At 67.0% G+C, this 21,716-nt stretch carries 24 protein-coding genes and 1 riboswitch; of the genes, 14 read left to right on the top strand and 10 right to left on the bottom strand.

Going from position 1 to position 21,716, the window contains the following annotated elements; all coding sequences use genetic code 11:
- Positions 1-24 precede the first annotated feature (24 nt).
- Positions 25-492 carry an Lrp/AsnC family transcriptional regulator gene (locus WKB88_RS03665; protein WP_341393214.1) on the bottom strand — a complete coding sequence of 156 codons (468 nt, stop codon included), beginning with the start codon at positions 490-492 and terminating at the stop codon, positions 25-27.
- A gap of 184 nt (positions 493-676) precedes the next feature.
- Between WKB88_RS03665 and pdhA the strand changes: the two genes are divergently transcribed.
- The 5 genes from pdhA to WKB88_RS03690 all read left to right on the top strand — a co-directional run bounded on the left by pdhA (position 677) and on the right by WKB88_RS03690 (position 6,776).
- The gene (pdhA, locus tag WKB88_RS03670; RefSeq protein WP_445818864.1) at positions 677-1,840 is read left to right on the top strand and encodes a pyruvate dehydrogenase (acetyl-transferring) E1 component subunit alpha; all 1,164 of its coding nucleotides are present in this window, start codon (positions 677-679) and stop codon (positions 1,838-1,840) included.
- Between the two features lie 12 nt (positions 1,841-1,852).
- Positions 1,853-2,947, top strand: a complete 1,095-nt coding sequence (locus tag WKB88_RS03675) for an alpha-ketoacid dehydrogenase subunit beta (protein ID WP_341393215.1) — start codon at positions 1,853-1,855, stop codon at positions 2,945-2,947.
- Positions 2,944-4,470, top strand: coding sequence for a dihydrolipoamide acetyltransferase family protein (locus tag WKB88_RS03680; RefSeq protein WP_341393216.1), 1,527 nt, complete (start codon positions 2,944-2,946; stop codon positions 4,468-4,470). The genes WKB88_RS03675 and WKB88_RS03680 overlap by 4 nt, the downstream gene beginning before the upstream one ends.
- Positions 4,471-4,580: 110 nt before the next feature.
- Positions 4,581-5,432 carry an MBL fold metallo-hydrolase gene (locus WKB88_RS03685; protein ID WP_341393217.1) on the top strand — a complete coding sequence of 284 codons (852 nt, stop codon included), beginning with the start codon at positions 4,581-4,583 and terminating at the stop codon, positions 5,430-5,432.
- Between the two features lie 18 nt (positions 5,433-5,450).
- Positions 5,451-6,776 carry an MFS transporter gene (locus WKB88_RS03690; RefSeq protein WP_341393218.1) on the top strand — a complete coding sequence of 442 codons (1,326 nt, stop codon included), beginning with the start codon at positions 5,451-5,453 and terminating at the stop codon, positions 6,774-6,776.
- Here the strand turns inward: WKB88_RS03690 and WKB88_RS03695 are convergent.
- The gene (locus WKB88_RS03695; protein ID WP_341393219.1) at positions 6,748-7,659 is read right to left on the bottom strand and encodes a phosphatase PAP2 family protein; all 912 of its coding nucleotides are present in this window, start codon (positions 7,657-7,659) and stop codon (positions 6,748-6,750) included. The two genes, WKB88_RS03690 and WKB88_RS03695, sit on opposite strands and share 29 nt — an antisense overlap.
- Before the next feature lie 98 nt (positions 7,660-7,757).
- Between WKB88_RS03695 and WKB88_RS03700 the strand changes: the two genes are divergently transcribed.
- On the top strand, positions 7,758-8,849 hold the full coding sequence (locus WKB88_RS03700) for an o-succinylbenzoate synthase (protein ID WP_341393220.1): 1,092 nt from the start codon (positions 7,758-7,760) through the stop codon (positions 8,847-8,849).
- 153 nt (positions 8,850-9,002) lie between these two features.
- Here WKB88_RS03700 and WKB88_RS03705 read toward each other — a convergent pair whose 3' ends face one another.
- Positions 9,003-9,350: a hypothetical protein gene (locus WKB88_RS03705; protein ID WP_341393221.1), complete on the bottom strand. Its 348-nt coding sequence runs from the start codon at positions 9,348-9,350 to the stop codon at positions 9,003-9,005.
- 107 nt (positions 9,351-9,457) lie between these two features.
- On the opposite strand from WKB88_RS03705, the gene WKB88_RS03710 reads away from it, so the two are divergent.
- Together WKB88_RS03710 and WKB88_RS03715 are read left to right on the top strand one after the other, a co-directional pair.
- The gene (locus WKB88_RS03710) at positions 9,458-9,610 is read left to right on the top strand and encodes a hypothetical protein (RefSeq protein ID WP_341393222.1); all 153 of its coding nucleotides are present in this window, start codon (positions 9,458-9,460) and stop codon (positions 9,608-9,610) included.
- 252 nt (positions 9,611-9,862) lie between these two features.
- Complete coding sequence (locus tag WKB88_RS03715) at positions 9,863-10,204, top strand: hypothetical protein (protein WP_341393224.1); 342 nt, start codon at positions 9,863-9,865, stop codon at positions 10,202-10,204.
- Positions 10,205-10,218: 14 nt separating this feature from the next.
- Here WKB88_RS03715 and WKB88_RS03720 read toward each other — a convergent pair whose 3' ends face one another.
- The gene (locus tag WKB88_RS03720; protein ID WP_341393225.1) at positions 10,219-11,214 is read right to left on the bottom strand and encodes an SRPBCC family protein; all 996 of its coding nucleotides are present in this window, start codon (positions 11,212-11,214) and stop codon (positions 10,219-10,221) included.
- Positions 11,211-11,456 carry a hypothetical protein gene (locus WKB88_RS03725; RefSeq protein ID WP_341393226.1) on the bottom strand — a complete coding sequence of 82 codons (246 nt, stop codon included), beginning with the start codon at positions 11,454-11,456 and terminating at the stop codon, positions 11,211-11,213. The genes WKB88_RS03720 and WKB88_RS03725 overlap by 4 nt, the downstream gene beginning before the upstream one ends.
- Positions 11,457-11,697: 241 nt before the next feature.
- On the opposite strand from WKB88_RS03725, the gene WKB88_RS03730 reads away from it, so the two are divergent.
- The 4 genes from WKB88_RS03730 to WKB88_RS03745 all read left to right on the top strand — a co-directional run bounded on the left by WKB88_RS03730 (position 11,698) and on the right by WKB88_RS03745 (position 16,062).
- Positions 11,698-13,749, top strand: coding sequence for a PhoX family protein (locus WKB88_RS03730; RefSeq protein ID WP_341393729.1), 2,052 nt, complete (start codon positions 11,698-11,700; stop codon positions 13,747-13,749).
- 9 nt (positions 13,750-13,758) lie between these two features.
- A complete protein-coding gene (locus tag WKB88_RS03735) occupies positions 13,759-14,259 on the top strand; it encodes a GNAT family N-acetyltransferase (RefSeq protein WP_341393227.1) in 501 nt (166 codons plus the stop codon).
- 96 nt (positions 14,260-14,355) lie between these two features.
- Positions 14,356-15,069, top strand: a complete 714-nt coding sequence (locus WKB88_RS03740; protein WP_341393228.1) for a class I SAM-dependent methyltransferase — start codon at positions 14,356-14,358, stop codon at positions 15,067-15,069.
- A gap of 66 nt (positions 15,070-15,135) precedes the next feature.
- Complete coding sequence (locus tag WKB88_RS03745; protein ID WP_341393229.1) at positions 15,136-16,062, top strand: LLM class flavin-dependent oxidoreductase; 927 nt, start codon at positions 15,136-15,138, stop codon at positions 16,060-16,062.
- A 36-nt stretch (positions 16,063-16,098) separates the two neighbouring features.
- Here WKB88_RS03745 and WKB88_RS03750 read toward each other — a convergent pair whose 3' ends face one another.
- Genes WKB88_RS03750 through WKB88_RS03760 form a run of 3 tightly spaced genes read right to left on the bottom strand, consistent with a single transcriptional unit; the run spans position 16,099 to position 19,027 of the window.
- Complete coding sequence (locus WKB88_RS03750; RefSeq protein ID WP_341393230.1) at positions 16,099-17,010, bottom strand: sulfite exporter TauE/SafE family protein; 912 nt, start codon at positions 17,008-17,010, stop codon at positions 16,099-16,101.
- 4 nt (positions 17,011-17,014) lie between these two features.
- Positions 17,015-17,599 carry a rhodanese-like domain-containing protein gene (locus WKB88_RS03755; RefSeq protein WP_341393231.1) on the bottom strand — a complete coding sequence of 195 codons (585 nt, stop codon included), beginning with the start codon at positions 17,597-17,599 and terminating at the stop codon, positions 17,015-17,017.
- 30 nt (positions 17,600-17,629) lie between these two features.
- Positions 17,630-19,027, bottom strand: a complete 1,398-nt coding sequence (locus tag WKB88_RS03760; RefSeq protein WP_341393232.1) for an MBL fold metallo-hydrolase — start codon at positions 19,025-19,027, stop codon at positions 17,630-17,632.
- Between the two features lie 434 nt (positions 19,028-19,461).
- On the opposite strand from WKB88_RS03760, the gene WKB88_RS03765 reads away from it, so the two are divergent.
- The gene (locus WKB88_RS03765; protein ID WP_445818879.1) at positions 19,462-19,698 is read left to right on the top strand and encodes a metal-sensitive transcriptional regulator; all 237 of its coding nucleotides are present in this window, start codon (positions 19,462-19,464) and stop codon (positions 19,696-19,698) included.
- A 115-nt stretch (positions 19,699-19,813) separates the two neighbouring features.
- Here WKB88_RS03765 and WKB88_RS03770 read toward each other — a convergent pair whose 3' ends face one another.
- Complete coding sequence (locus tag WKB88_RS03770) at positions 19,814-20,458, bottom strand: DUF305 domain-containing protein (protein ID WP_341393234.1); 645 nt, start codon at positions 20,456-20,458, stop codon at positions 19,814-19,816.
- A gap of 69 nt (positions 20,459-20,527) precedes the next feature.
- Positions 20,528-21,061 (bottom strand): hypothetical protein, encoded by a 534-nt coding sequence (locus WKB88_RS03775; protein ID WP_341393235.1) that lies wholly within the window; start codon positions 21,059-21,061, stop codon positions 20,528-20,530.
- Between the two features lie 55 nt (positions 21,062-21,116).
- Positions 21,117-21,187, top strand: a riboswitch (guanidine-III (ykkC-III) riboswitch).
- A 10-nt stretch (positions 21,188-21,197) separates the two neighbouring features.
- Between WKB88_RS03775 and WKB88_RS03780 the strand changes: the two genes are divergently transcribed.
- The gene (locus tag WKB88_RS03780) at positions 21,198-21,512 is read left to right on the top strand and encodes a DMT family transporter (RefSeq protein ID WP_341393236.1); all 315 of its coding nucleotides are present in this window, start codon (positions 21,198-21,200) and stop codon (positions 21,510-21,512) included.
- Positions 21,513-21,716 lie beyond the last annotated feature (204 nt).

Here is a 21,716-nt window from a genome sequence, read left to right on the forward strand (position 1 = left end):
CTGTGCGGTTCCGCCCGCCGGGCCCTAGCGCGAGTCCAGGTCCTCGAATACCAGGAAGGTCTGCGTGTCCAGGACGCCCGGCATGGACTGCAGCTGGTCGAATATCACTTGCCGAAGGTGGATGTTGTCCTCGGCCCGCACCAGGAGGATGACGTCGAAGGAGCCGCCCACCAGGGCAATATGGTGGATTTCCGGAACCGCCCGCAACTGCTCCTTCAGTTCCCGCCAGGAATGCTGGCGGACCTTCAGGGTTACGTAGGCAGAGGAGCGCAGGCCCGCCTTGACCGGATCGACGACGGCGGTGAAGCGGCTGAGCACGCCGGTTTCAGTCAGCCTCGCGATCCGCGAGTAGGCATGCGCCCGCGAGATGTGCACCGCCTCTGCCACCGCGGTCACGGAGGCCCGGCCGTTGCCGGTGAGCTCGGCGAGGATGTTTCGGTCGATGTCATCCAGTCGGGGAAGCGGCGCCTGTTCAGATGTGTCCCGCGGCATAGTGTCTACGCACCCCTCCTGTAATCCAGTTCACATGTGCAATCTGTCCACAAGTCTAGCCGTATGAAGAGGAATCATCTGCCGTTTTGGCGCCGTGTGGATACGAATCAGGGTCCGTCAGCATACTGGGATAACAGAACATCCACGGCAAAGAAGCCCGGGGATGGCCGCTGACGGAGGCAAAATGACTATTTCAACGGGCAATCCGCCCCCAGGCGCCATGGAAGATCCCCGCCGGGACTCCCCGCGTTCCGACGCCCGCACCGACACCTCTTCCCACCTGCTGCCCTCCGAGGTTCCGGTACAGCTCGTGGATCAGGACGGCCGCCACCGCCACGACGACAGGTACCCGCTGCCCGACGGCGACACCCTCCTGCAGGCCTACGCCCGGCTGGTTGCCGGACGCCGCATCAATGACCAGGCCAACGCGCTCGTGCGCCAGGGCCGGCTTGCCGTCTATCCCTCCTCGCACGGTCAGGAAGCCTGCCAGGTGGCCGCCGCCGTCGTTCTGGAATCGACCGACTGGCTCTTTCCGACCTACCGCGACACGGTAGCCGTGATTGCCCGCGGCGTGGAGCCGCTGCAGGTGCTCACGCTGCTGCGCGGCGACTGGCATTCCGGCTACGACCCCTACGAGCACCGCACGGCACCGCAGGCCACGCCGCTGGCGACGCAGCTGCTGCACGCCGTCGGGGTTGCCCACGCCGCCAAGCTCCGCGGCGAAGACACCGTGGTGCTGGCCATGTGCGGCGACGGCGCCACCAGCGAGGGGGACTTCCACGAGGCCCTGAACTTCGCGGCCGTGTTCCACGTGCCCGTGGTGTTCTTTGTGCAGAACAACGAATACGCCATCTCCGTTCCGCTGAAAAACCAGTCGGTGGCGCCGTCGCTGGCGCACAAGGCCATTGGATACGGCATGCCCGGCGAGCGGGTGGACGGCAATGACCTGGCCGCGCTGCTTGCCGTACTCGGTGCCGCGGTGGAACGGGCCCGCGAGGGTTCCGGTCCGTCACTGGTGGAGGCGCACACCTACCGGATGCAGGCACACACCAACGCCGACGACGCCACCCGCTACCGCAGCCGCGAGGACGTGGAGAACTGGGTTCCCCGGGACCCGATGACCCGGATGCGCACCTACCTGCAGAACCTGAACCTGCTCGACGACGACGCTGAAGCCCGTTTCGCCGAAGACGCCGAAATCGTGGCCGCCCACATGCGCGACGGATTGAACGCTGAAATCGAGCCCGATCCGCAGGAGCTTTTTGCCCATGTATACGCCCGCCGCACACCCCAGCTTGAGGAACAGGCCGCCCAGCTGCGCGACGAACTCTCGCGCCAGGACGGCTGAAAGATGAGCACCATGACAGTTCCCCAAACCGCGGAAGCCCCCGCACCCGCCGCCGCGGCACCTGAGTCCCTGACCTTCGCCAAGGCGCTGAATACCGCGCTGGCCGACGAGATGGCCGCCGACACCTCAGTGCTGATGTTCGGCGAGGACGTGGGCCCGCTGGGCGGCGTCTTCCGCATCACCGACGGGCTGACGGCGCGTTTCGGGGAGGAGCGCTGTTTCGACACCCCGCTGGCCGAGTCCGGCATCATGGGCATGGCGGTGGGCATGGCAATGAACGGCATGCGCCCCGTGGTCGAGATGCAGTTCGATGCCTTCGCCTACCCCGCCTTTGAACAGGTGGTCAGCCACGCCGCGAAAATGGCCAACCGCACCCGCGGCAAGGTCCGGCTGCCGCTGGTAATCCGGATTCCCTACGCCGGCGGCATCGGGGGAGTGGAACACCACTGCGACTCCTCCGAGTCCTACTACGCCCACACGCCGGGCCTGACCGTCGTCGCGCCCGCCACGGTTTCCGATGCCTACACCCTGCTGCGTGAAGCGATCCGGCTGGACGATCCCGTGGTGTTCCTGGAACCCAAGAAGCTCTACTGGACCAAGGAGGATGTCGATCTGGCCGCCCTGCGCAGCCGCTTTGATGCTCCCAGCGGTTCAGCAGCAGATGCTCCACTGCACGACGGCGGCCCCCGGCCCGGTGCCATCGGCACTGCCGCGGTGGCCCGCGCCGGCACCGACGCAACGCTGATTGCCTACGGCCCGTCCGTCTCGACCGCCCTCGCTGCCGCCGAGGCCGCTGCCGCTGAGGGCCGGTCCCTGGAAGTGATCGACCTGCGCTCCATCGTGCCCTTCGACGACGAGACCGTCACTGCGTCGGTCCGCCGGACCGGGCGCGCGGTGGTCATTTCGGAAGCTCCCGGTTTTGCGTCAGTGGCCTCGGAAATCGTGGCCCGGGTGCAGGAACGCTGCTTCCATTCGCTGGCGGCACCCGTGCTGCGCGTCACCGGATTCGACATTCCCTACCCGGCCCCCAAGCTGGAACACTGGTTCCTGCCCAGCGTGGACCGGATTCTTGACGCCGTTGACGAACTTCAGTGGGAGGACCGATGAGCGTGCGCACCTTTCTGCTCCCGGACCTGGGCGAAGGCCTGACCGAAGCCGAACTGGTCACCTGGCTGGTGGCCGTGGGCGATGAAATCCTGGTCGACCAGCCGGTCGCCGAGGTGGAGACCGCCAAATCACTGGTCGAGGTGCCCTCTCCGTTCGCCGGTACCGTTGCCCAGCTGCACGGCGAAGCCGGGCAGACACTCGACGTTGGCCGTCCCCTGATTTCGGTGTCGCCGTCGGCTTCGGTTGCCGCAGCCGAAGCGGCCCCGGCGCCTGCTGCTGCCCCGGCAAGCCCTGCCCCCGGACAGAGCGATCCCGACGGCGAAGCGTACCGGCAGGAGGAAAAGGCCGGATCGGGCAACGTGCTGATCGGCTACGGCACCCCGGGCGGACACACCGTGGCGCGCCGGACCCGGCGGTCTCGGACGGCACCGGCGGTTATTCCTGCAGAAGCAATCCCCGCCGAAGCAATCCCCGCTGAAGCAATCCTCGCCGAAACGATTCCTGCCGAAGCCGCTGCCGCTCCGGCCCGCGCTTCCGCTTCCGGAGGGTCCGCCCAGGCACCGCGGTGCATCTCTCCGCTGGTGCGCAAGCTGGCCCGGGACGGCGGCCTCCGGCTCGCCGAGATCTCCGGTTCGGGTCCGGATCAGCTGATCCTGCGCGCCGATGTTGAGGCAGCCCTCGCGGCCGCCGGCAGCAACGGGACCGTGGCGGGAACAGCAGGCGTCGGAACAGCAGGCGTCGGCGCCGCTGCCGTCGTGACCGCCGTCGTTGAGCCCGCCGCCACAACCGCCGTCGACCCGCGCACCGGGCTGAACGTCGCCTCGCGCACCCCGGTCACCGGGCTGCGCAAGACCGTCGCCGCGAACCTGACCGCCAGCCGCAGCAGCATTCCCGAGGCCACCGTCTGGGTGGACGTGGATGCAACCGCCCTGCTTGAGCTGCGTGCGGACCTCAAGCGGCGCAATCCGGACACCACTCCGGGCCTGATGGCCTTCCTTGCCCGGTTTGTCCTGGCCGGGCTGGCGAAGTTCCCCGAACTCAACACCCGGTTTGATCCGGCGGCCTCCCCGGCGGAGGGCGCGCAGCTCACCTCCTACGAGGGCGTGAACCTGGGCTTCGCGGCGCAGACCGACCGCGGGCTCATGGTTCCCTCCATCCGGCGGGCGGACACCATGAACGCCCGGGAGCTGGACGCCGAGATCCGCCGCCTCACCGCCACCGCGCGGGCGGGCAGGGCCACGCCGGCCGAGCTGACCTCGGGCACCTTCACGCTGAACAACTACGGAGTGTTCGGGGTGGACGGCAGCGCCGCGATCATCAACTATCCGGAATCGGCCATCCTGGGCATCGGCCGCATCATCGACAAGCCATGGGTGGTGGACGGAGCACTGGCCGTGCGGAAGCTGACCGAACTGACCCTGGTGTTCGACCACCGGGTGTGCGACGGCGGCACCGCCGGAGGCTTCCTGCGCTACGTTGCCGACGCCATCGAGAATCCGGGCAGCGTGCTCGCAGACCTGTAAGCGGGCTCGGGGCGGGCGGACGCAACATTTGCCGTTCCGCGCCGCCCCCGCAGCACCGCCGCGGTAGGTTGGAGGCGACATCCAGCCAACGGACCAAAAAGGACGGACCCATGACGGACGCAGCCGGACACGACACCGCAACGTGGCGGGAGGTCGCTCCGCGGGTGCTGGTACGCACCAACCCCGGGTTCGGGATGAACACGGGTCTGGTGATCGGCGATGAGCGGGCGCTGATCATTGACACCGGTGCCGGGCCGCGGCAGGGCTGCGCCATCCTTGAGGCGGTCCGGGAGCGCACGGACCTGCCGCTGATTGCCGTCAATACGCACGCCCACTTTGACCATTACTTCGGCAACGCCGTCCTCGCCGCCAACGGGGTGGAGGACATTTGGGCCACCAGCAGCTGCGCTGCCGCCATCACCGAGCACGGTGACTCGCAGCGTCCCGCCGTCGTCGCCCTGGAAGCGGAAATGGCAGCCGGCACCGGCGTCCATACCGAAATCCTGGCGCCCACCCGGCTCGTGGACGGAGCTCCGGTGGACCTGGATCTGGGCGGGATCTCCGTGACGCTGTTCCACCTGGGCCGCGGCCACACCGACCATGACCTGCTCGTCGGAGCCGGCGACGTTCTGTTCACCGGAGACCTGGTGGAGCAGGGCGCGGACCCGTCCTTCGAGGATTCGTTTCCCAAGGAATGGATCCGGACGCTGGGCAAAATCACGGCCCTTGACGACCTCTATCGCGTCTTTGTGCCCGGGCACGGGGAGCCCGTGACCGTGGGCTTTGTGACCACCCAGATGAACAAGATGCGCACCGCCGTCGCCGTTACCCGCAGCGCCATGGACCAGGCTTCGGTGGACATGACCAAGGCCATTCCGATCCTGCCGTACGGGCCGGAGCAGTCGCGGGCCCTGCTTCTGCGGCTGCGCACCCTGGCCCGGTGGAAATGGCTCAAGCAGTAAGGGCGGTACCCTGAATCGGTGCCTGCCGATTCCTTCAGCCTCAAAACCATAGCCGTCCCCGCGTTCGGGCCGACGCTGCTGTACGGGGTGGCCACCGGTGCCATCCTGCCGGTTATCGCGCTGACGGCGCGGGATCTTGGAGCCACCGTGGCGCTGGCGGCGCTGGTCATCACGCTGACCGGGGTCGGATCGCTGCTGACCAACGTTCCGGCCACCGTGCTCACCACCCGTTTCGGTGAAAAGTGGGCGCTGGTCATCGCGTCCCTGTGGTGCTCGGCTGCCATGGTCACCGCGGCCCTGGCACCGGCGCTGTGGCTCTTTGCCCTGGCCGTGTTCATGGTGGGCATGGCCGGATCGGTGTTCGGGCTGGCACGGCAGAGCTACCTGACCGAGGCGGTGCCGGTGCACTTCCGGGCCCGGGCTTTGTCCACGCTGGGCGGAGTGAACCGGATAGGAGTGTTTGCCGGGCCGTTTGCCGGTGCCGCTGCCATTCACTTTGCCGGCACGCCCGGCGCCTACTGGGTGGGCGCCGCAGGCGCGCTGCTGGCGGGCGTCATCAGCCTGAAGGTTCCCGAACTTCGCCTGCCGGCAGCCGGGACCCCGGGCGGCGGGGCAGGTTCTCGCGGCTGGGCAGGTTCTCGCGGCGGCGGCACGGGTGCCGGCACCGGCGCAGGGCCGGCGGTCCCGGCCCCCACCGTCCGCTCCGTTCTGCACAGCCACGGGCGGGTGTTCCGGACCCTGGGCCTCGGGATCCTGCTGATTGCCGCAGTGCGGGCCTCCCGGCAGGCAGTGATTCCCCTGTGGGCCCAGCACATTGGCCTGGACCCCACGCAGACGGCCCTCATCTACGGGGTCTCCGGCGCCATCGACATGTTGATTTTCTATCCCGCGGGCAAGGTCATGGACCTGAAGGGCCGGCGCTGGGTGGCGGTGCCGTGCATGCTCACCATGGCCGCGGGCCTGGCCTTGATGCCGCTGACCGCCAGCGGCACCGGCCTGCTGCTGGTGTCCCTGGTCCTGGGATTCGGCAACGGCATCGGATCCGGAATTGTCATGACGCTGGGCGCGGACTTCTCGCCTTCCCCGGGACGCCCGCAGTTCCTGGGGATCTGGCGTCTGCTCGCTGACAGCGGCACGATGGCCGGACCGGCGCTGCTCTCGGCGGTCACCGCGCTGGCGAGTCTCTCGGCCGGCATCGGAGCCACTGCTGTGCTGGGCCTGCTGGGGGCCGCCGCGCTGTGGCGGTGGGTGCCCAAGGGTCGGCCAGGCTACGGGCAGCCGGCCGGAAATCCGGCGGGCGAACCGGCAGGACCTGTCAGCGGGCCGGGTCTCCCGCCTGCATAGAGAACAACCAGCAGGCCAGGGCGCTGAGAACGTAGCCCACTCCGACAATCAGGCTCAGCCCGGACCAGAAGTACAGCAACATGGATTCGCTGCTGCCCAGCACCGTGGTGCCGCTGGTGGCGTACAGGTAGGCGCCCACCGCGAGCACCAGGGCGAGCAGGCCCGGAACCGCACACAGGGCCGTAAACACCGGGGACCCGCCGCGGCTGCGGCCGCCGGGCGGCCAGTAGTTCCAGTCCGGTGTTGTCCGCATCATGACCAGTCCGCCGATCAGCGTCCAGGTGCCCACCACCAGGAAGGAGGCAACGACGTCGGCCGGGCGGTGCCAGAGGTTAACAAAGGTGGCCGCTCCGGCGAGTACGGCGTAGCTGCCGCCCGCAGCAGCCACGGCCGGGCGCCAGCGCGGGGACGCGAGAAGGAAGACCACCGCGGCAGCAGAGGCAGCCAGCGTGGTGTGGCCGGAGGGCAGCGAATTGAAGTCCAGGGTGATGACCCCGCGGTCGGGCCGGTCAAAAAAGAGCCGCTTCAGCAGCTGGCTGCTGATGTTCGCGGACGCGAAGGTGCTCAGGGCGATGACCGCCGGGGCCAGCCGCCGCCGTCGCACCGTCACGGCCAGCACCACCGCACCCGCAATGAACACCGACAGCAGCGGCAAATTGTCCAGGAATTCCAGGACCGGAAGCGGCGAGGCGGGCATCGCCACCTCGGCTTCGCGCCAGGCCGACTCATCGGCCAGCTGGCCGGTGGTGGTGCGGACAAACGCCCAGTAGGTCACGGCCACGGCGGCCGCGCACAGCAGTGCCCCGAAGAGGAACACAGCGGCGTTGTGGGCTGGCCGTCGCCGGGTCGGAGCGCGGCTGTTCAGGAGATTGCGGGTATTCATTGCCTCCTAGTCTGCCACTGGAACTTGGCACTTGGCTGAACGACCGCTGTGACCGCCGTCATGACCCTGCGGACGGGTGCCGGGACTAGGCTGGCTGGGTGGCTACTCCTGATCTTCCCCCGGTGACCGGCTTCCGTCCGGACCTGTCCGCACTGCTCGCCGATGCCCGCGTTGTGTCGGTGCCCATGCGGGTGAAATTCCGCGGCATCCTGCACCGGGAGGCGCTGCTGCTCCCCGGCCCGGCCGGCTGGGGCGAGTTTTCCCCGTTCCCCGAATACGACGACGCCGAAGCCGCTCCCTGGCTGGCGGCCGCCCTGGAGGCGGCGGGGGAGGGGTACCCCGAACCGGTCCGGACCTCCGTGCCGGTCAACGGCACCGTGCCCGCAGTCGGCGTGGATCAGGTTGAAACGGTCCTGGCCCGGTTCGGCGCCGTGTCCGCCGTGAAGGTGAAGGTGGCCGAGCGCGGCCAAACCGTTGCCGAGGACCTGGCGCGGGTGGCCGAGGTCCGGCGGCTGCTCCCCGGCGCCGGGATCCGGGTGGACGCCAACGGGGGCTGGGACGTGCCCACCGCCGTCGGCGCCCTGGAAGCACTGGCCGAGGCGGGGCTGGAATACGCCGAGCAGCCGGTGTCGGACATCGCCGGACTGCGTGCGGTGAGGGAAGAGCTGGCGCGCCGCGGGGTCCCGGTGCTGATTGCCGCCGATGAAAGCGTGCGCAAGGAAACCGATCCGCTGCGGGTGGCCCGTGAAGACGCTGCTGATTTGATCGTGGTCAAGGTGGCGCCGCTGGGCGGCGTGCGCCGGGCCCTGTCCATCGTGGCGGCAGCCGGCCTGCCCGCCGTCGTCAGCTCGGCGCTTGACACCTCCGTGGGCATCCGCGCCGGCGTCGCGCTGGCCGCCTCCCTGCCACAGCTGCCGTATGCCTGCGGGCTGGGCACGCTGTCGCTGATGGACGGCGACGTCACCGCGGAGCCGCTGCTGCCCGACGGCGGTGCGCTGGCGGTGCGCGAAGTGCCTGTGTCGGAGGAGCTGCTGGAGCGGTATGCCGCCGGCCCGGACGTGACCCGGTGGTGGCTGGACCGGCTGGCGCGGGTCTATGCGCAGCTTCCGGCTGTTCCGGGCGGTCCGGGCGGTCCAGGGACGCCGGGATCCATTAGTTCATTCCCCGCACCGCACGGGTTCCCACCGTAAGTGGCCTCCCGTGGCTGCTGTGGTCACAGAAGTGCATATGCGCCACAGAGAGTGGGAACGCGTGCGCCGGGACCCGCAGGAAGCCGGCATTCTGAGGAGGAATGGCGGGTTTCTCAGCCAGCACCGGGCTGCATCCTGGCAATCCGGTTCGCTCTAAGGGCCTATGTACTCGCCGGTATAGGCATCCACAGTTCCCGCCTGAATGCCCTCGCACTGAGAAACACCGCCTGCTGTCACCGGCACATAGCTGAGGCAGAAAGCCACGTAGTAGGGCATCCCGGACTGCCAAGCTTCGTACGCCTCGTCGTAGGTGAACCAATGCCGCGTAGGGCTGTCGCGCCAGGACGTTTCACGGTAGTCCGGCGGCATCAGGAACTCCGGGTTGTTGTAGTAATAGCACATCTGGGTGTCTCCGGACGTCCAGAATGTGTCTCTCGCGCAGTACTCTCCCAGGGTGATTACCCCGGCCATGACGGCATAGCCGGCCTCCTCCGGCGTCATTTCGAGCGCAGACTTTCCACCGGGGCCGGCAGTGGGAAGGGGCGGAGCGGTGCGCCCTTCCGTCCCGGAAGTGCCGGCAGGCGGCGTCGCCGGTAAAGGGGAAGCGGGTGCTGAAGGGGAAGCGGGTGCTGAAGGAGACGCAGGCGGTGAAGAAGACGCAGGCGGCGCAGAAGAAGAACTGGGTGATGAAGAAGGAATCGTGGTCGGTTCGGGGGATGGAGCAGCTTCGTTTCCGGCAGTGGTGCAGGCGGAAAGACTGAGGCAAAGCGCCGCTGAGGCCGCAAGCAGTTTTGGGATGGGTTTCATGCTCGCTCCTTTGACCGCGGACTTCGGTGACGGTTCCTTAAGGCTGACCCCGCGGCGAGCCGAGATACAAGGTGCACGGAAAACCCCGCCCGGCTCTGAACCGGCCCGGCCCCTGCCCTACCCCTGTCTAGTAGGGGCGTTTGGTAGCCTCGCACCTACGAAGCAGTTCGGGGAAAGTCGCGGCCGATCCACGGGGAGACAGAACCATGCAGGCGTTGCAGCTAAGTGTCATCATTCTTGTCGGGTTAAGCCTGGGCATCACGGGCGGCCCGGCGCGCATCCCGGAGATGAAGTGGATTCCCTGGCTGGGCACGGGCGTCGCGACAGGCTGGAGCTATGCGGCGCTTCTGGTTATCTGGGAAATTTCCGCGGCCGAAGCCTTTCTCTTTTTGCTCGCCATCACCGCGGGGGCGGCCCTTTATGGAGGCAGACTGTGGCAGCAGCTCGATCTGGAGCCCGGGCTTTCCTATTGGACGTGGGTGAAACGGGATTTCCTCCACACGCGGTACCTGCGCCGCCTCTACCGCACATCCCCCGCCAGGCGATAGTTCCAGCCAGCCGGTTATGACTGCCGGAAAACACGGCTGACGGAGCTGCCGATCTGGGACAGCTTGATCCAGACGAGGAAGCGCTGCAGCGGAGCCAGAAGCGTGCCGATCATTGCCCGCCAGCCCTGATGCCGGAACCAGGTCAAGGTGATGCTGACCTGGGTTCCGCCCGTAGCCGGGGCGAGCTCGAAACAGATCATCGTGGGCCCGCTGGCGCGGGTGTCCGGAAAAGTGAAGCGCCAGGTGACCTGTGCCGGCGGCCGAGCTTCCAGGAGTTCGATTTCCCGGTGCCGGAATTTCTCGTGGACTTTCAGGGGTTTGCCGTCCGGACGGGTCAGGGTGGCGTGCGCGGTCCACGTGTGGCCGGGCATGAGGGGGCCGCCGGTATCCTCCACCGAGCCGATCCCCGGTTCCCATTCCGGAATGCGGGCCGGATCGGACAGCAGCGCCCAGACATCCTTGACGGGGGCCGGGACAAAGGCCTCGAACGAACCGGTGGCCTCACCCCGGCTGCCTGCTGCCGGTTTCTTCGGTGACTCAATGGATGATTCGGTGCGCTCGAGTTCCGCCAGAATTTTCGCCGGTGCCGTCCCGAGCCGCTGCAGCACCCCGGTGATTAGTCCGCTGGGCTCGTTCAGGAGTTCGCGGAGCACTGCGGAAGCGTCTCCCGTGCGTCCTTTCTGGCCTGCCCGGCCGAGCAGGTCCGAAGCGCGCTTGGACCAGGCGTACCCGCCGGTTTCGTGGAAGACGATGTCTCCCGGCGGCGGGAGCTCGGCGGTGATGCCCAGGGACGCAATCTGATCCTTCTGGTATGCCTCGACGGCCGTCCGGGCCGAGTGAATACTGATACCCGCGTCACGGAGGACCCGGCCGGCGGGCTGGTCATTGAGTACCAGTGCCAGGAACATGTCCTCAAGGTCGGCTTCCCGAAGACCCCGCCGCGAGGCTTCCTCCATCGCCGTCAGCGAGAGCGTCTGACTGGTTGTTGCGTAGCGGGTGAACTTGTTCATCCATGGCTCCTGGGCTTGAGGATCGAGGGGTCAACGCGCTTGGAGTACTTCTTATGCACTGCCTGGCGTGTCACACCCAAGGCATCGGCAATGGCCTGCCAGTTCATTCCGGCGCGCAGGGCAGCTTCGACCTGGCGCAGCTCGAGGGTATCCGCGAGCACCCGCAGGGCTGCCACGGCCCGCAGTCCGGCACGCGGATCGCTGGTATCTGCGGCAACAGCCGCCGTCCGAGATGACTCCATGTCTGTCAACCTACGTTGCTCTCTTCCGGACTGTCAACCTAGGTTGCTACTCGGTTGATTCAAGGAAAACAGGCAGCACTCTCTGTTCACCCCGGGTTAAACCGCCGGTCTCCTTCGCGTCACCTAACGCTGTCAGCGTGGGCAGCGACACACCCGCCGGATGGAAGGCCTGACCTTGACCGACTTGCTGAACCCCGACTCTGCCGCTGCCAGCTCCGCCCCGAAGAAACGGCTGCTGCCCATGCTGGGACACACCAGAGGCAAGCGCAGCGCCGTTACCTGTGCGCTGAAATGCGACAACGCCTGCAGCAAGGCGGTGTGCAATACCTCCGCCAACAGTTACTTCCGGGACATCGTCTCCGCGGAGTTCTCCCGGCGGACCGCACTCGGTGCCGGAGCGGCCGGGGTGCTGGGCGCGGCAGTACTGGCGCTGAGCAGCCCGGCGACGACGGCGGCAGCGGCACCGCCCGGCCGCGGGCCGAAGGCGGGGCGCCTGGCCTTCACTCCGATCGCACCCGTGGACGCTGCAGCGGACAGCTTCGACGTGCCTGCAGGATATGACTGGGAACCGCTGCTGCGCTGGGGAGACCCGCTCTTCGACGACTCGCCCGAGTTCGCCTTCGCCGGGCAGACCCCCGCCGCGCAGGCCCGCCAGTTCGGCTACAACAACGACTATCTGGAAATTCTTCGGCAGCCGAACGGCAAGAAGGGGCTGCTCGTCTGCAACCACGAGTACGTCAACCCGGAGATCATGTTCCCCGCGGCTCCGGCTTCCGCCGCCGAGGAACTGCAGCGGCGCAACATCTTCCGCAACGCCGTCGGCATGTCAGTGGTGGAACTGGAACGCAGCAACCGCGGGAAGCCCTGGTCCTACGTCCGCGGCGCCCGGCTGAACCGCCGCATTACCCTGGACACTGTTTTTGAACTCACCGGACCCGCAGCCGGTTCCGCTCTGCTGAAAACCGCCGCCGACCCGCAGGGGCGGTACGTTGCCGGCACACTGGGCAACTGCGCCGGCGGCAGCACTCCCTGGGGAACCGTGCTCTCCGGAGAGGAGAACTTCAACGGTTTCTTCCGCGCCGAGGGCACCAGTGCCGAGGACAAGCGGTATGGGCTGGGCAGTGCTCCCACGGCCATGGGCTGGGAGCAGGAGGACCCGCGGTTTGACGCCCGCACCCCGGAAACCCGGAACGAGCCGAACCGGTTCGGCTACATCGTGGAGCTGGACCCCGAGGACCCGGATTCGGTGCCGCGCAAGCACACCAGCCTGGGCCGGTTTAAGCACGAGGGCGCCAACGTCATCATTGCCCGCAACGGAAAGGCCGTGGCCTATTCCGGCGACGACGAGCGCTTCGACTACCTCTACAAGTTCGTCTCGAAGAACAAGTACCGGAAGAACGACAAGCGCCACAACATGACGCTGCTCAGCGAAGGCGACCTGTACGTGGCACGGTTTGCCGGCAATTCACCGGAGTCGGAAATCGACGGCACCGGAGCGGTTCCCGCAGACGGCGGATTCGACGGGCAGGGCACCTGGCTGCCGCTGGTGGTGCGGGGCAAATCGGCGGTGGCCGGGATGAGCGTGGAGGAAGTGCTGGTTTACACCCGGCTCGCGGCGGACAAGGCCGGGGCCACCAAAATGGACCGCTGTGAGGACGTGGAACCCAACCCCGCCACCGGGCGCGTCTATGTGGCCTGCACCAACAACTCCAAGCGCGGCGTCGACGCCGGTGCACGCGCTGACGAGGTGAACCCGCGGCGGGAAAACCGCGACGGACACATCGTGGAGATCATCGAGGCCCGCGACGACGCCACGGCCACCGACTTCCGCTGGAACCTGCTGATGCTCTGCGGTGACCCGGCCCAGGGTGACGCCACCTATTTCAGCGGCTATCCGCAGGACAAGGTTAGCCCCATCTCCTGCCCGGACAATCTGGCCTTTGATTCAGCCGGCAACCTGTGGATCTCCACCGACGGCGCGCCGTCGGGCATTGGCTATAACGACGGACTGTTCAAGGTGGGGCTCTCCGGAAGTGACCGCGGCAGGGTGGAGCAGTTCCTGTCCGTGCCGCGTGACGGTGAAACCTGCGGACCGGTGATCCACGATGAGGAATCCATGGTGTTCGTGGCCGTGCAGCACCCGGGCGAGGACGGCAGCTACGGCGCGCATACCTCCTATTTTCCGGATTACGTGGCCGACGGCGGGACGCCCGCGCCGGGTGACGTCCGGGTTCCGCGCCCGTCAGTGGTGCAGGTCTTCAGCCTGGAGACGAAACGCGGTGCGGGGGCATAGGGTGTGGGGATGCTTCCCCCTCCCACCTCCCGGCTTCGATTCCGTGAAATGTCCCCCGCTGATCTGGACAATATGGCAGCGCTGCTTGGTGATCCCGCCGTGATGACCTACTACCCGGCACCCAAGACCCGGAGTGAAGCGCTGGGCTGGATCGCCTGGAACGAGAAGAACTACGCGGAGCACGGCCATGGGCTGTGGATCGTGGAAAGCTCCGACGGCACCTTCCTGGGGGACTGCGGCCTGACCTGGCAGGACGTTAACGGCCGGGCTGAACTGGAAGTTGGGTACCACATGCGCCCTGAAGTGCAGGGGCGGGGCTACGCAACGGAAGCGGCGGCTGCCTGCCGGGACTTCGCCCGGGACGAGCTGCAGGTTCAGCAGCTGGTTGCCATCATTCATCCCGGCAATGTGGCCTCCCGGCGCGTTGCAGAGAAGATCGGCCTGCGGGACAGGGAAGATGCCCTGCGCCCGGACGGGCTGCGGAAGGTGCTGGGCCTGAGCTTTGGCTAGGTTGTCCGCATGACGGCCACGCTGCTGCTTCCCCGGCTTTCCGCATTTGGCCGCCGCGGGCTGTCCCTGGCCGAGAACCTGGTTCGGGGGTAGGCCGTGGAACCGGGGAACTACTACGCCATTCCGGAGCTCGCCGCCGGTTACGATGCCGACAGCCGGGACCGCCGCGACCTGGACTTCTACCTGGACCTGGCCGAAGGGCTGGGGGCAGTGCGGGTGGCCGACGTCGGCGCCGGAACGGGTTTGTTATGCAGTCTGCTGGCCGGCCGGGGGCACGACGTCACCGGCGTCGAGCCGGAACGGACCATGCTTGCGCTCGCGCAGCAGCAGGAACACGCGGCCGCCGTTTCGTGGCTGCACGGAGCGGCCGAAACGCTGCCGGCCGGGTGGGCCGATCTGGTCTTGATGACGGGACACGTTGCCCAGTACTTCCTGGACGACGCAGCGTGGGCAACTGCGGCTGCCCACGCCAAAAGGGCCTTGAAGCCCGGCGGCCGGCTGGCCTTTGAAACGCGCAATCCCGCGGCGGAAGCCTGGCGGAACTGGACGACGGCGGGCCGGAGCACCGGGCAGGGGCCGGTCCGCACGGAAGTGCGCCGCGACGGTGACCTGGTCACCCACACCGACCACTGGATCCGGGACGGCAGCTCCCGGACCACAACGGAAACCCTGAGATTTCCTTCCCGGGAAGACATCCTGACGGGCCTGGAATCGGCAGGGCTGACGGTCGACCGCACTTGGGGCGACTGGGACCGGCGTCCGGTCAGCGCGGATTGCCCGGAATGGATCTTCCTGACCCACCCGGTGTAGCTCCGCCGCAGCGGTTTACACTGGGCTCCCTCAGCCGCCACCTGCCGAGCTTCCGAGGAGCACACCATGCCCGACTACGGCCGCGACCTGCTGTTTGGTTCGTTCATTACGCCGGCGGCCGCCCCTCCCCGCCGGGCTGTGGAAATGACTGTCGCAACGGAGTCTTCGGGGTTGGACCTGGCTACCTTCCAGGACCACCCGTACCAGCCGCGGTTCCTGGACACATGGACTCTGCTGTCCTATGCGGCTGCCCGCACCGAGCGGATTACGCTGGCCACCAACGTGCTGAACCTGCCGCTGCGCCAGCCCGTGATTGTGGCCCGCAGCGCCGCCAGCTTGGACCTGCTCAGCGGCGGCAGGTTTGAACTGGGGCTCGGCGCCGGAGCTTTTTGGGACGCCATTGTGGCCGGCGGGGGAGAGCGGCTGGAACCCGGGGATGCCGTCACCGGACTTGCGGAAGCGATCAGCATCATCCGGGGCATCTGGGACGAGGCCGAACGCACCCCGCTGCGGGTGGACGGAAAGATTCACCGGGCGCACGGGGCCAAGCGCGGGCCGGCGCCGGCGCACGGCGTCGGCATCTGGATCGGCGCCTACAAACCCCGCATGCTCCGGCTTACGGGGGAAACGGGGGACGGATGGGTGCCGACGCTGAGCTATTTGCCGGGCGGCCCGGCCGATTTGGCAGCGATGAACGAGGCAATTGACGACGCCGCCGCAGCAGCAGGCAGGGATCCCGCCGTCGTGCGCCGGCTGCTGAACATCAACGGCAGCTTCTCCGCCGCCGGTGGCGGCCTGCTCCAGGGACCTCCCGGTCAGTGGGCGCGGGAATTGGCGGATATCGCCCTGGCCCACGGCATTTCCGGGTTTCTCCTCGGCACCGACAGTGCGGAGGATCTGGCCCGCTTCGGGCGTGAGGTGGCGCCGCAGGTGCGGGAGCTGGTCGCCGCTGCCCGGAGAAGGGAGGGAACAGCGAAGCCCGCCCCGGCATAGCCGAGGCGGGCTCCAATCTGCGGCCGGAACTCCCTGTTAGGAAGAGGCCTGTTCTGAGGTACGTTCGGCGGGGCTGGGGACCTTCGGAGAAGCCAGCACCTTGCGCAGCGGGCAGGCCGGAACGAAGAACCAGCACACCACTGCGGCTGCGGCGATCACTCCGGCGCCAACCCCAACCACGGCGTTGGCAGGGGAAGGCAGCTCTTGGACCAGGACAAAGACGCCCATGAGCAGCACAAAGATTCCGAAGCCCTTGCGCAGGGCTGCCTCGGGAATGCGTCCGGCGAGGCGGGCTCCAATGAATGACCCGAGGATGGCGGCAGCGGTGACCCCGCCGACAAGTGCCCAGTCGAGGCTGACGCTGGTGAGGTAACCGCCGAGCCCGGCGAAGGACTTCATGGCGATGACAACCAGCGAGGTGCCCACTGCAACGGGCATGGACAGGCCGCCGAGAAGCGCCAGTGCGGGCACTACGAGGAAACCGCCTCCGGCACCGACCAGCCCAGTGACGAGGCCAACGACGAGGCCTTCGAGGATGACCTTGCCAACGGGCAGGTCATTGTTGTGGGCCGCCGCCGACACGTCCTTGCGGCCGCGGATCATGGCTAGGGAGGTGGCAACCATCATCAGGGCGAAGGCGATCATCAGAATGGTTCCGGGAATGTGCCCGCCGAGGAGGCCGCCGCCAAAGGCACCGGCCATGCCGGCGGCACCGAAGATGAGTCCGGTGCGCCACTTTACGCGCCCCTTGCGGGCATGGGTGACGGCGCTGACGGCGGAGGTGACGCCGACAACGAAGAGCGATGCGGCGATGGCCTCCTTGGGGTTCATCCCCGCAACGTAGGTCAGGATCGGAACCGTGAGAATGGACCCGCCGCCGCCGAGCAGACCGAGCGAGAGGCCGATGAGTACCGATAGCAGGAGGGTCGCAACGAGGGTGGCGGTCATGGGGCTAACTCTTCACGGCGGGCAGCTGGGCAATAACGGACTCACGGGTGGGTTCGTTGGCCGTCTTGTTCCACGGCATCGCGGACAGTGCCTTGCCCATGGCGCAGGTGTTGCTGGCTGCGGAGAAGGTCAGCCCGGCACCGACAAATCCGGCAACGGTGCGGATCTTCGGGGACAGGAATTTTCCGCCCGCCAGTCCGGCAATCACGAGGGAGCCGGCCGCCATGCGTACCTGGCGCTCCAGCTCCCAGCGCTTGGTCCCTTCGACGGTCTCGCCTCCGGCCTGATGGAACGCGGGCACGCCGCCGACCAGAACGTGGGCGTCGTTGAAGCCGACGCCGGCGAGGTTCTTCCTGGCTTCGGAGGCACGGACACCTGACTGGCAGACGAGCACCACTTTGGTGTCCAGCTTCGCGGCGAGTTCATCGGTGTGTTCAGCCAGCAGGGGAAGCGGCACATTGTAGGAGCCCTTGATGTGCAGGGTCTCGAATTCGGCGGCAGAACGGACGTCCAGCACCACGACGTCGTCGCCGGAGGAGATCCAGCCCTTGAGGTCTTCGGGGATTACGGTCTGCGGGGTGTTGTTCATGGGGTTCTTTTCTGTCGGAGGATTGGCGGGTTAGGCGTTCTGCTGCCGGTTCCAGGCATCCCAGCCCGCGTAGCTGCCTTCGAGTTCGACGACGTCGAATCCGGCACGGCGCAGGGCCGAGGCCGCCACGGAGTTGCGGACACCGGACTGGCAGTAGGTGACGATGGTCCCGTCTGCCGGCAGCTGGTCGGTGTGCCACAGCACGCGTCCGGCACTGAGCTGTGCGGAACCGGGCACATGGCCGGCGGCATGTTCGGTCTTGTTGCGGACGTCCAGCACCAGTGCCGCGTCGAAGCTTTCCAGCTCCGCCGGGGAAATGGTGCGGGGCGTGGAGACCGGCAGCCCGTCGAGTGTGGTCAGGTATCCCGTGACCCCGTCGATGCCTACGCGGACCAGGTGGTCCCACATGTCCATGGCTGTTTCCCGGTCCCCGGCCAGCAGGATCACCGGTCGGTCATCCTGATCGGGGTCCAGCGCCCAGGCCCCGAAGCTGGCGAACTTGGTGCCGGCGGGGATATTCACAGCCCCCTGCACCGTGCCCTCATGGACCAGGTTGTGGGAACGGGTGTCCACCAGTGAGATTTCGTCGGCTGCCAGACGGGCGGCAACTGTTTCCACCGGGATTTCGGCGAGCGGCGTGCGCTCTCCCATCACAGCGGGGCCCTGGCGGTTCTGGCGCTTCATCCGGCCAAAGTAGGCATGTGCATCGGGCTGTCCGTCGAGCAGCGCGTCGATGAATCCTGCCTCGTCGTCTGCGGCAAGGAACGGGCCCCACCAGGCGAACTTGCGTTCGTAGCCCACGGTGGAGGAGGGGAGGGCGCCCAGCGCCTTCCCGCATGCACTGCCCGATCCGTGGCCCGGGAAGACCTGAACATAGTCAGGCAGGGTCAGGAACTTCTCTTTCAGGGAGACGAACAGATCGTGAGCTCCGTCGAAGCGGGTATCGACGCCGCCTGCGGCCTCGTCCAGCAGGTCGGGGCGGCCCAGATCTCCGGAGAATACAAAGTCTCCGGAGAGGAGGTAGCCGGGGCTGTCGCTGAAGGCACCGTCGGTGATCAGGAAGGACAGGTGTTCCGGCGTGTGCCCGGGGGTGTGCAGCGCCTTGACGGTGATGTTGCCCAGCGTGATCGCGGACTGGTCGAAGAGGCGCTCGCCGTCGAAGCCGTACTGCCAGTCTTCGCCGCCTGCGCCCGAAACGTAGATCTGCGCGCCGGTGGCAGCGGCAAGCTCACGCGTGCCGGAGAGGTAGTCGGCGTGGATGTGCGTTTCAGTGACGGCAACGATCTTCATGCCGTTGGCGGCAGCGAGCCGGCGGTACACCTCGATGTCGCGGCGGGCGTCCACCACCAGGGCTTCGCCCTTGGCCTGGCAGCCGATGAGGTAGCTGGCCTGGGCGAGGTCCTCGTCATAGATGCGTTCGAGAAGCATTTGTCTCCTTGGATTCGAATAGTGATACCCGGAGGGGTACGGGGTTTCCCTGTGCCGTCATGCCTCCGGTGCATGACGGCTACTTCGGTTAGCGACCGAGAAGCCGCGTCAGCCAGCCCTTTGACGGGGAGGCCTTTGGCGCGTTCGGATCGCAGGTGCAGCGCTCGGCGCGGGGGATATGGGCCATGACCTGCTGGACATGCTGTCCGCATCCGGCCCACGTCATCTTCCGGCACTTGCGGCAGGGAACTGCGCGGCACATGTGTTTCTCCTCTGGTGCAGGTGGCTGGCGGCGTTCATCCGCCGCTTCGAGTCTGGCACATACCCCCGGGGGTATTCAAATCGGCCTTTGCCGTGCTTGAATAAACCCCCTGGGGTATAACATTGGAGAACATCTACCGAGGAGGGCCACCGTGCACCTGGAGTCAGACGACATGAAACCAGCCATCAACAGGCTCAAGCGGGCCAGCGGGCAGCTCAATGCCGTCATCCGCATGCTGGAAGAGGGCACCGACTGCAAGGCCGTGGTTACGCAGCTCGCGGCAGCGTCCAAGGCCATTGACCGTGCGGGATTCTCCATCATTGCCACCGGTCTCGAGCAGTGCCTCGCCAACGAGGACTCCACGGCCGACCGCGCCGACATGGAAAAACTCTTCCTCACGCTCGCCTAGCCCGGATCTGCCTAGGGAACCATCCCCTTAACACCATGGGCGGCGGGGCCGGAACTCCGGCCCCGCCGCCCACCGGTGCAGGGGTCAGTCGTCCAACCCGAGCGGTTGGCGGTGCCTAGAGGGCTGCGAGCAGCTTGCCCATTTCTGTTATTTCGGCCTGCTGCGTGCTGATTACGGTGCCGGCCAGCTCCAGGGCTTCCGGATTGCGGCCGCCCTCAAGCTCGTCCCGGGCCATGCTGACGGCGCCCTCGTGGTGGGCCGTCATGGACTCCAGGAACATCCGCGATGCGTCAGCGCCCCGGGCCTCTTTGAGCCGGGACAGCTGCTCTTCACTCAGCATTCCCTCCATGGTGTCCACGGACCCCGTGTGCTGGTGCCCCTGCATGCCGTCGGCCGGCTCCGCGGGTTCTCCCCAGCTCTCCAGCCAGCGGGTCATTGTCTCGATTTCCGGCCCCTGGGCGTCCTTGATCCCGCTGGCCAGATCCACGATCTCAGGGCTGAGGCCGTCCTTGGCGAGCATCATGTTGCTCATCTCGACCGCCTGCTGATGGTGCGGGATCATCATTTGAGCAAAAATCGTGTCGGCATCATTATGGTTTGCGGCAGCGGAATCCGGAGCAGCGGTCTCCGCTGCGCTGGAGTCCGCTGATCCGGAGGCTGCGTCACCGGTACCGCTTTGTCCGCATCCGGCCAGAACCAGGGCGGCGGCGAGGGCGAGCGCGGACAAGGCATGCGGGGGCTGGGATGTATGGCGTTTCATTGGATAAATCCTTCAATACTCAGGTTGTGGGTGCATTGGCTGCTGTGCGCTGTCCAAAGGACGCGGATTTTACGTGCGGCTGATGCAGAGCTGAGTGAGTGAAGGGCACGGGGCCGGGCGGAACGCCCGGGGCAGTGTGGGGGGACCCCTGTTGGCCAGCGAGAAGGCAGGCGCGCACCCTGAAGGAGTGCGCAGTGCGAATGCACCCATGATGACCAGTGCGAGCATGCACATGCCGAAGGCCGCTTCGTCGGCGCAGCTGCCTGCGCAGCCGGGCATGGAGTCATGATCCGCGGCTGCGGCGCCGATGAGGGCGGCCGGTGCCGGAAGGTGCCCGGTTCCCGGAGATGCCGCGGCAGGTCCGGCTGCTGTGCTGCCCACCGCCACAGTCCCGTGGTGGGAAGGGGCTCCAAATCCGCCCACCCAGATATGCATGGTGAGGAGCCCGGCAATGACGGCGGATAAACCGAGGAGCGATAAAACGGCGCGCGGGGTAGCTGAGGCGGCACCTGATGTACGGCCTGCTGCCACCACTGCACTCACCAGCCTTGTCTGCTTCGGTTCCCTGCTGCTCGTTCCCCGCTGTCCGATCAGCGTAGCCACGGTCAGATACCTCACCAAATTCGACCCGGGCCGTGCGGCGTGAGAGCTTTAAGGCAGAGCCTCGCTATCACAGTGAGCCTCCCGGACGATGGGTGCCGTACCCGGTGTGCGACAAGACGGCCCATTGGAGATTCCCATGTCATGGATCATTCTTGTCATATCCGGTGTGCTGGAAGCTGTTTGGGCAACTGCCCTGGGCAAATCCGACGGCTTCAGCAAAGTCGGACCGACCTTGGTGTTCATCCCGTCGCTGCTGGCCAGCATGGCCGGCCTTGCGTATGCGATGAGGGACCTGCCCACCGGCACGGCCTATGCGGTCTGGGTGGGAATTGGCGCAGCGTTGACCGTTGTTTATGCAATGGTGACCGGTGCTGAGGCGTCATCCTTGCTGAAGGTCGTGTTCCTCATGATGATCGTCGGCGGGGTCGTGGGACTGAAACTCAGCCACTAGCTGTACTGAGACAGGACAACCAGCCCCGCAGCCGTGAGTACGGCTGATCAATTCACCGAGAAATGAAACCGGCCCGTGCCGGGCATAGCTGCGAAAACTCTCGCAAGTCCCCCAACTTTCGCAATGCCCGGCCGCGGGCCGGTCGTTTCATAATACATGATCGGAACATGTTCCGAACTAGCCCGGTGAGGGGAATCAGGTACA

Origin of the sequence: Arthrobacter sp. G119Y2 (genome assembly GCF_038069765.1) — a bacterium.
Taxonomy (GTDB): Bacteria; Actinomycetota; Actinomycetes; order Actinomycetales; family Micrococcaceae; genus Arthrobacter_B.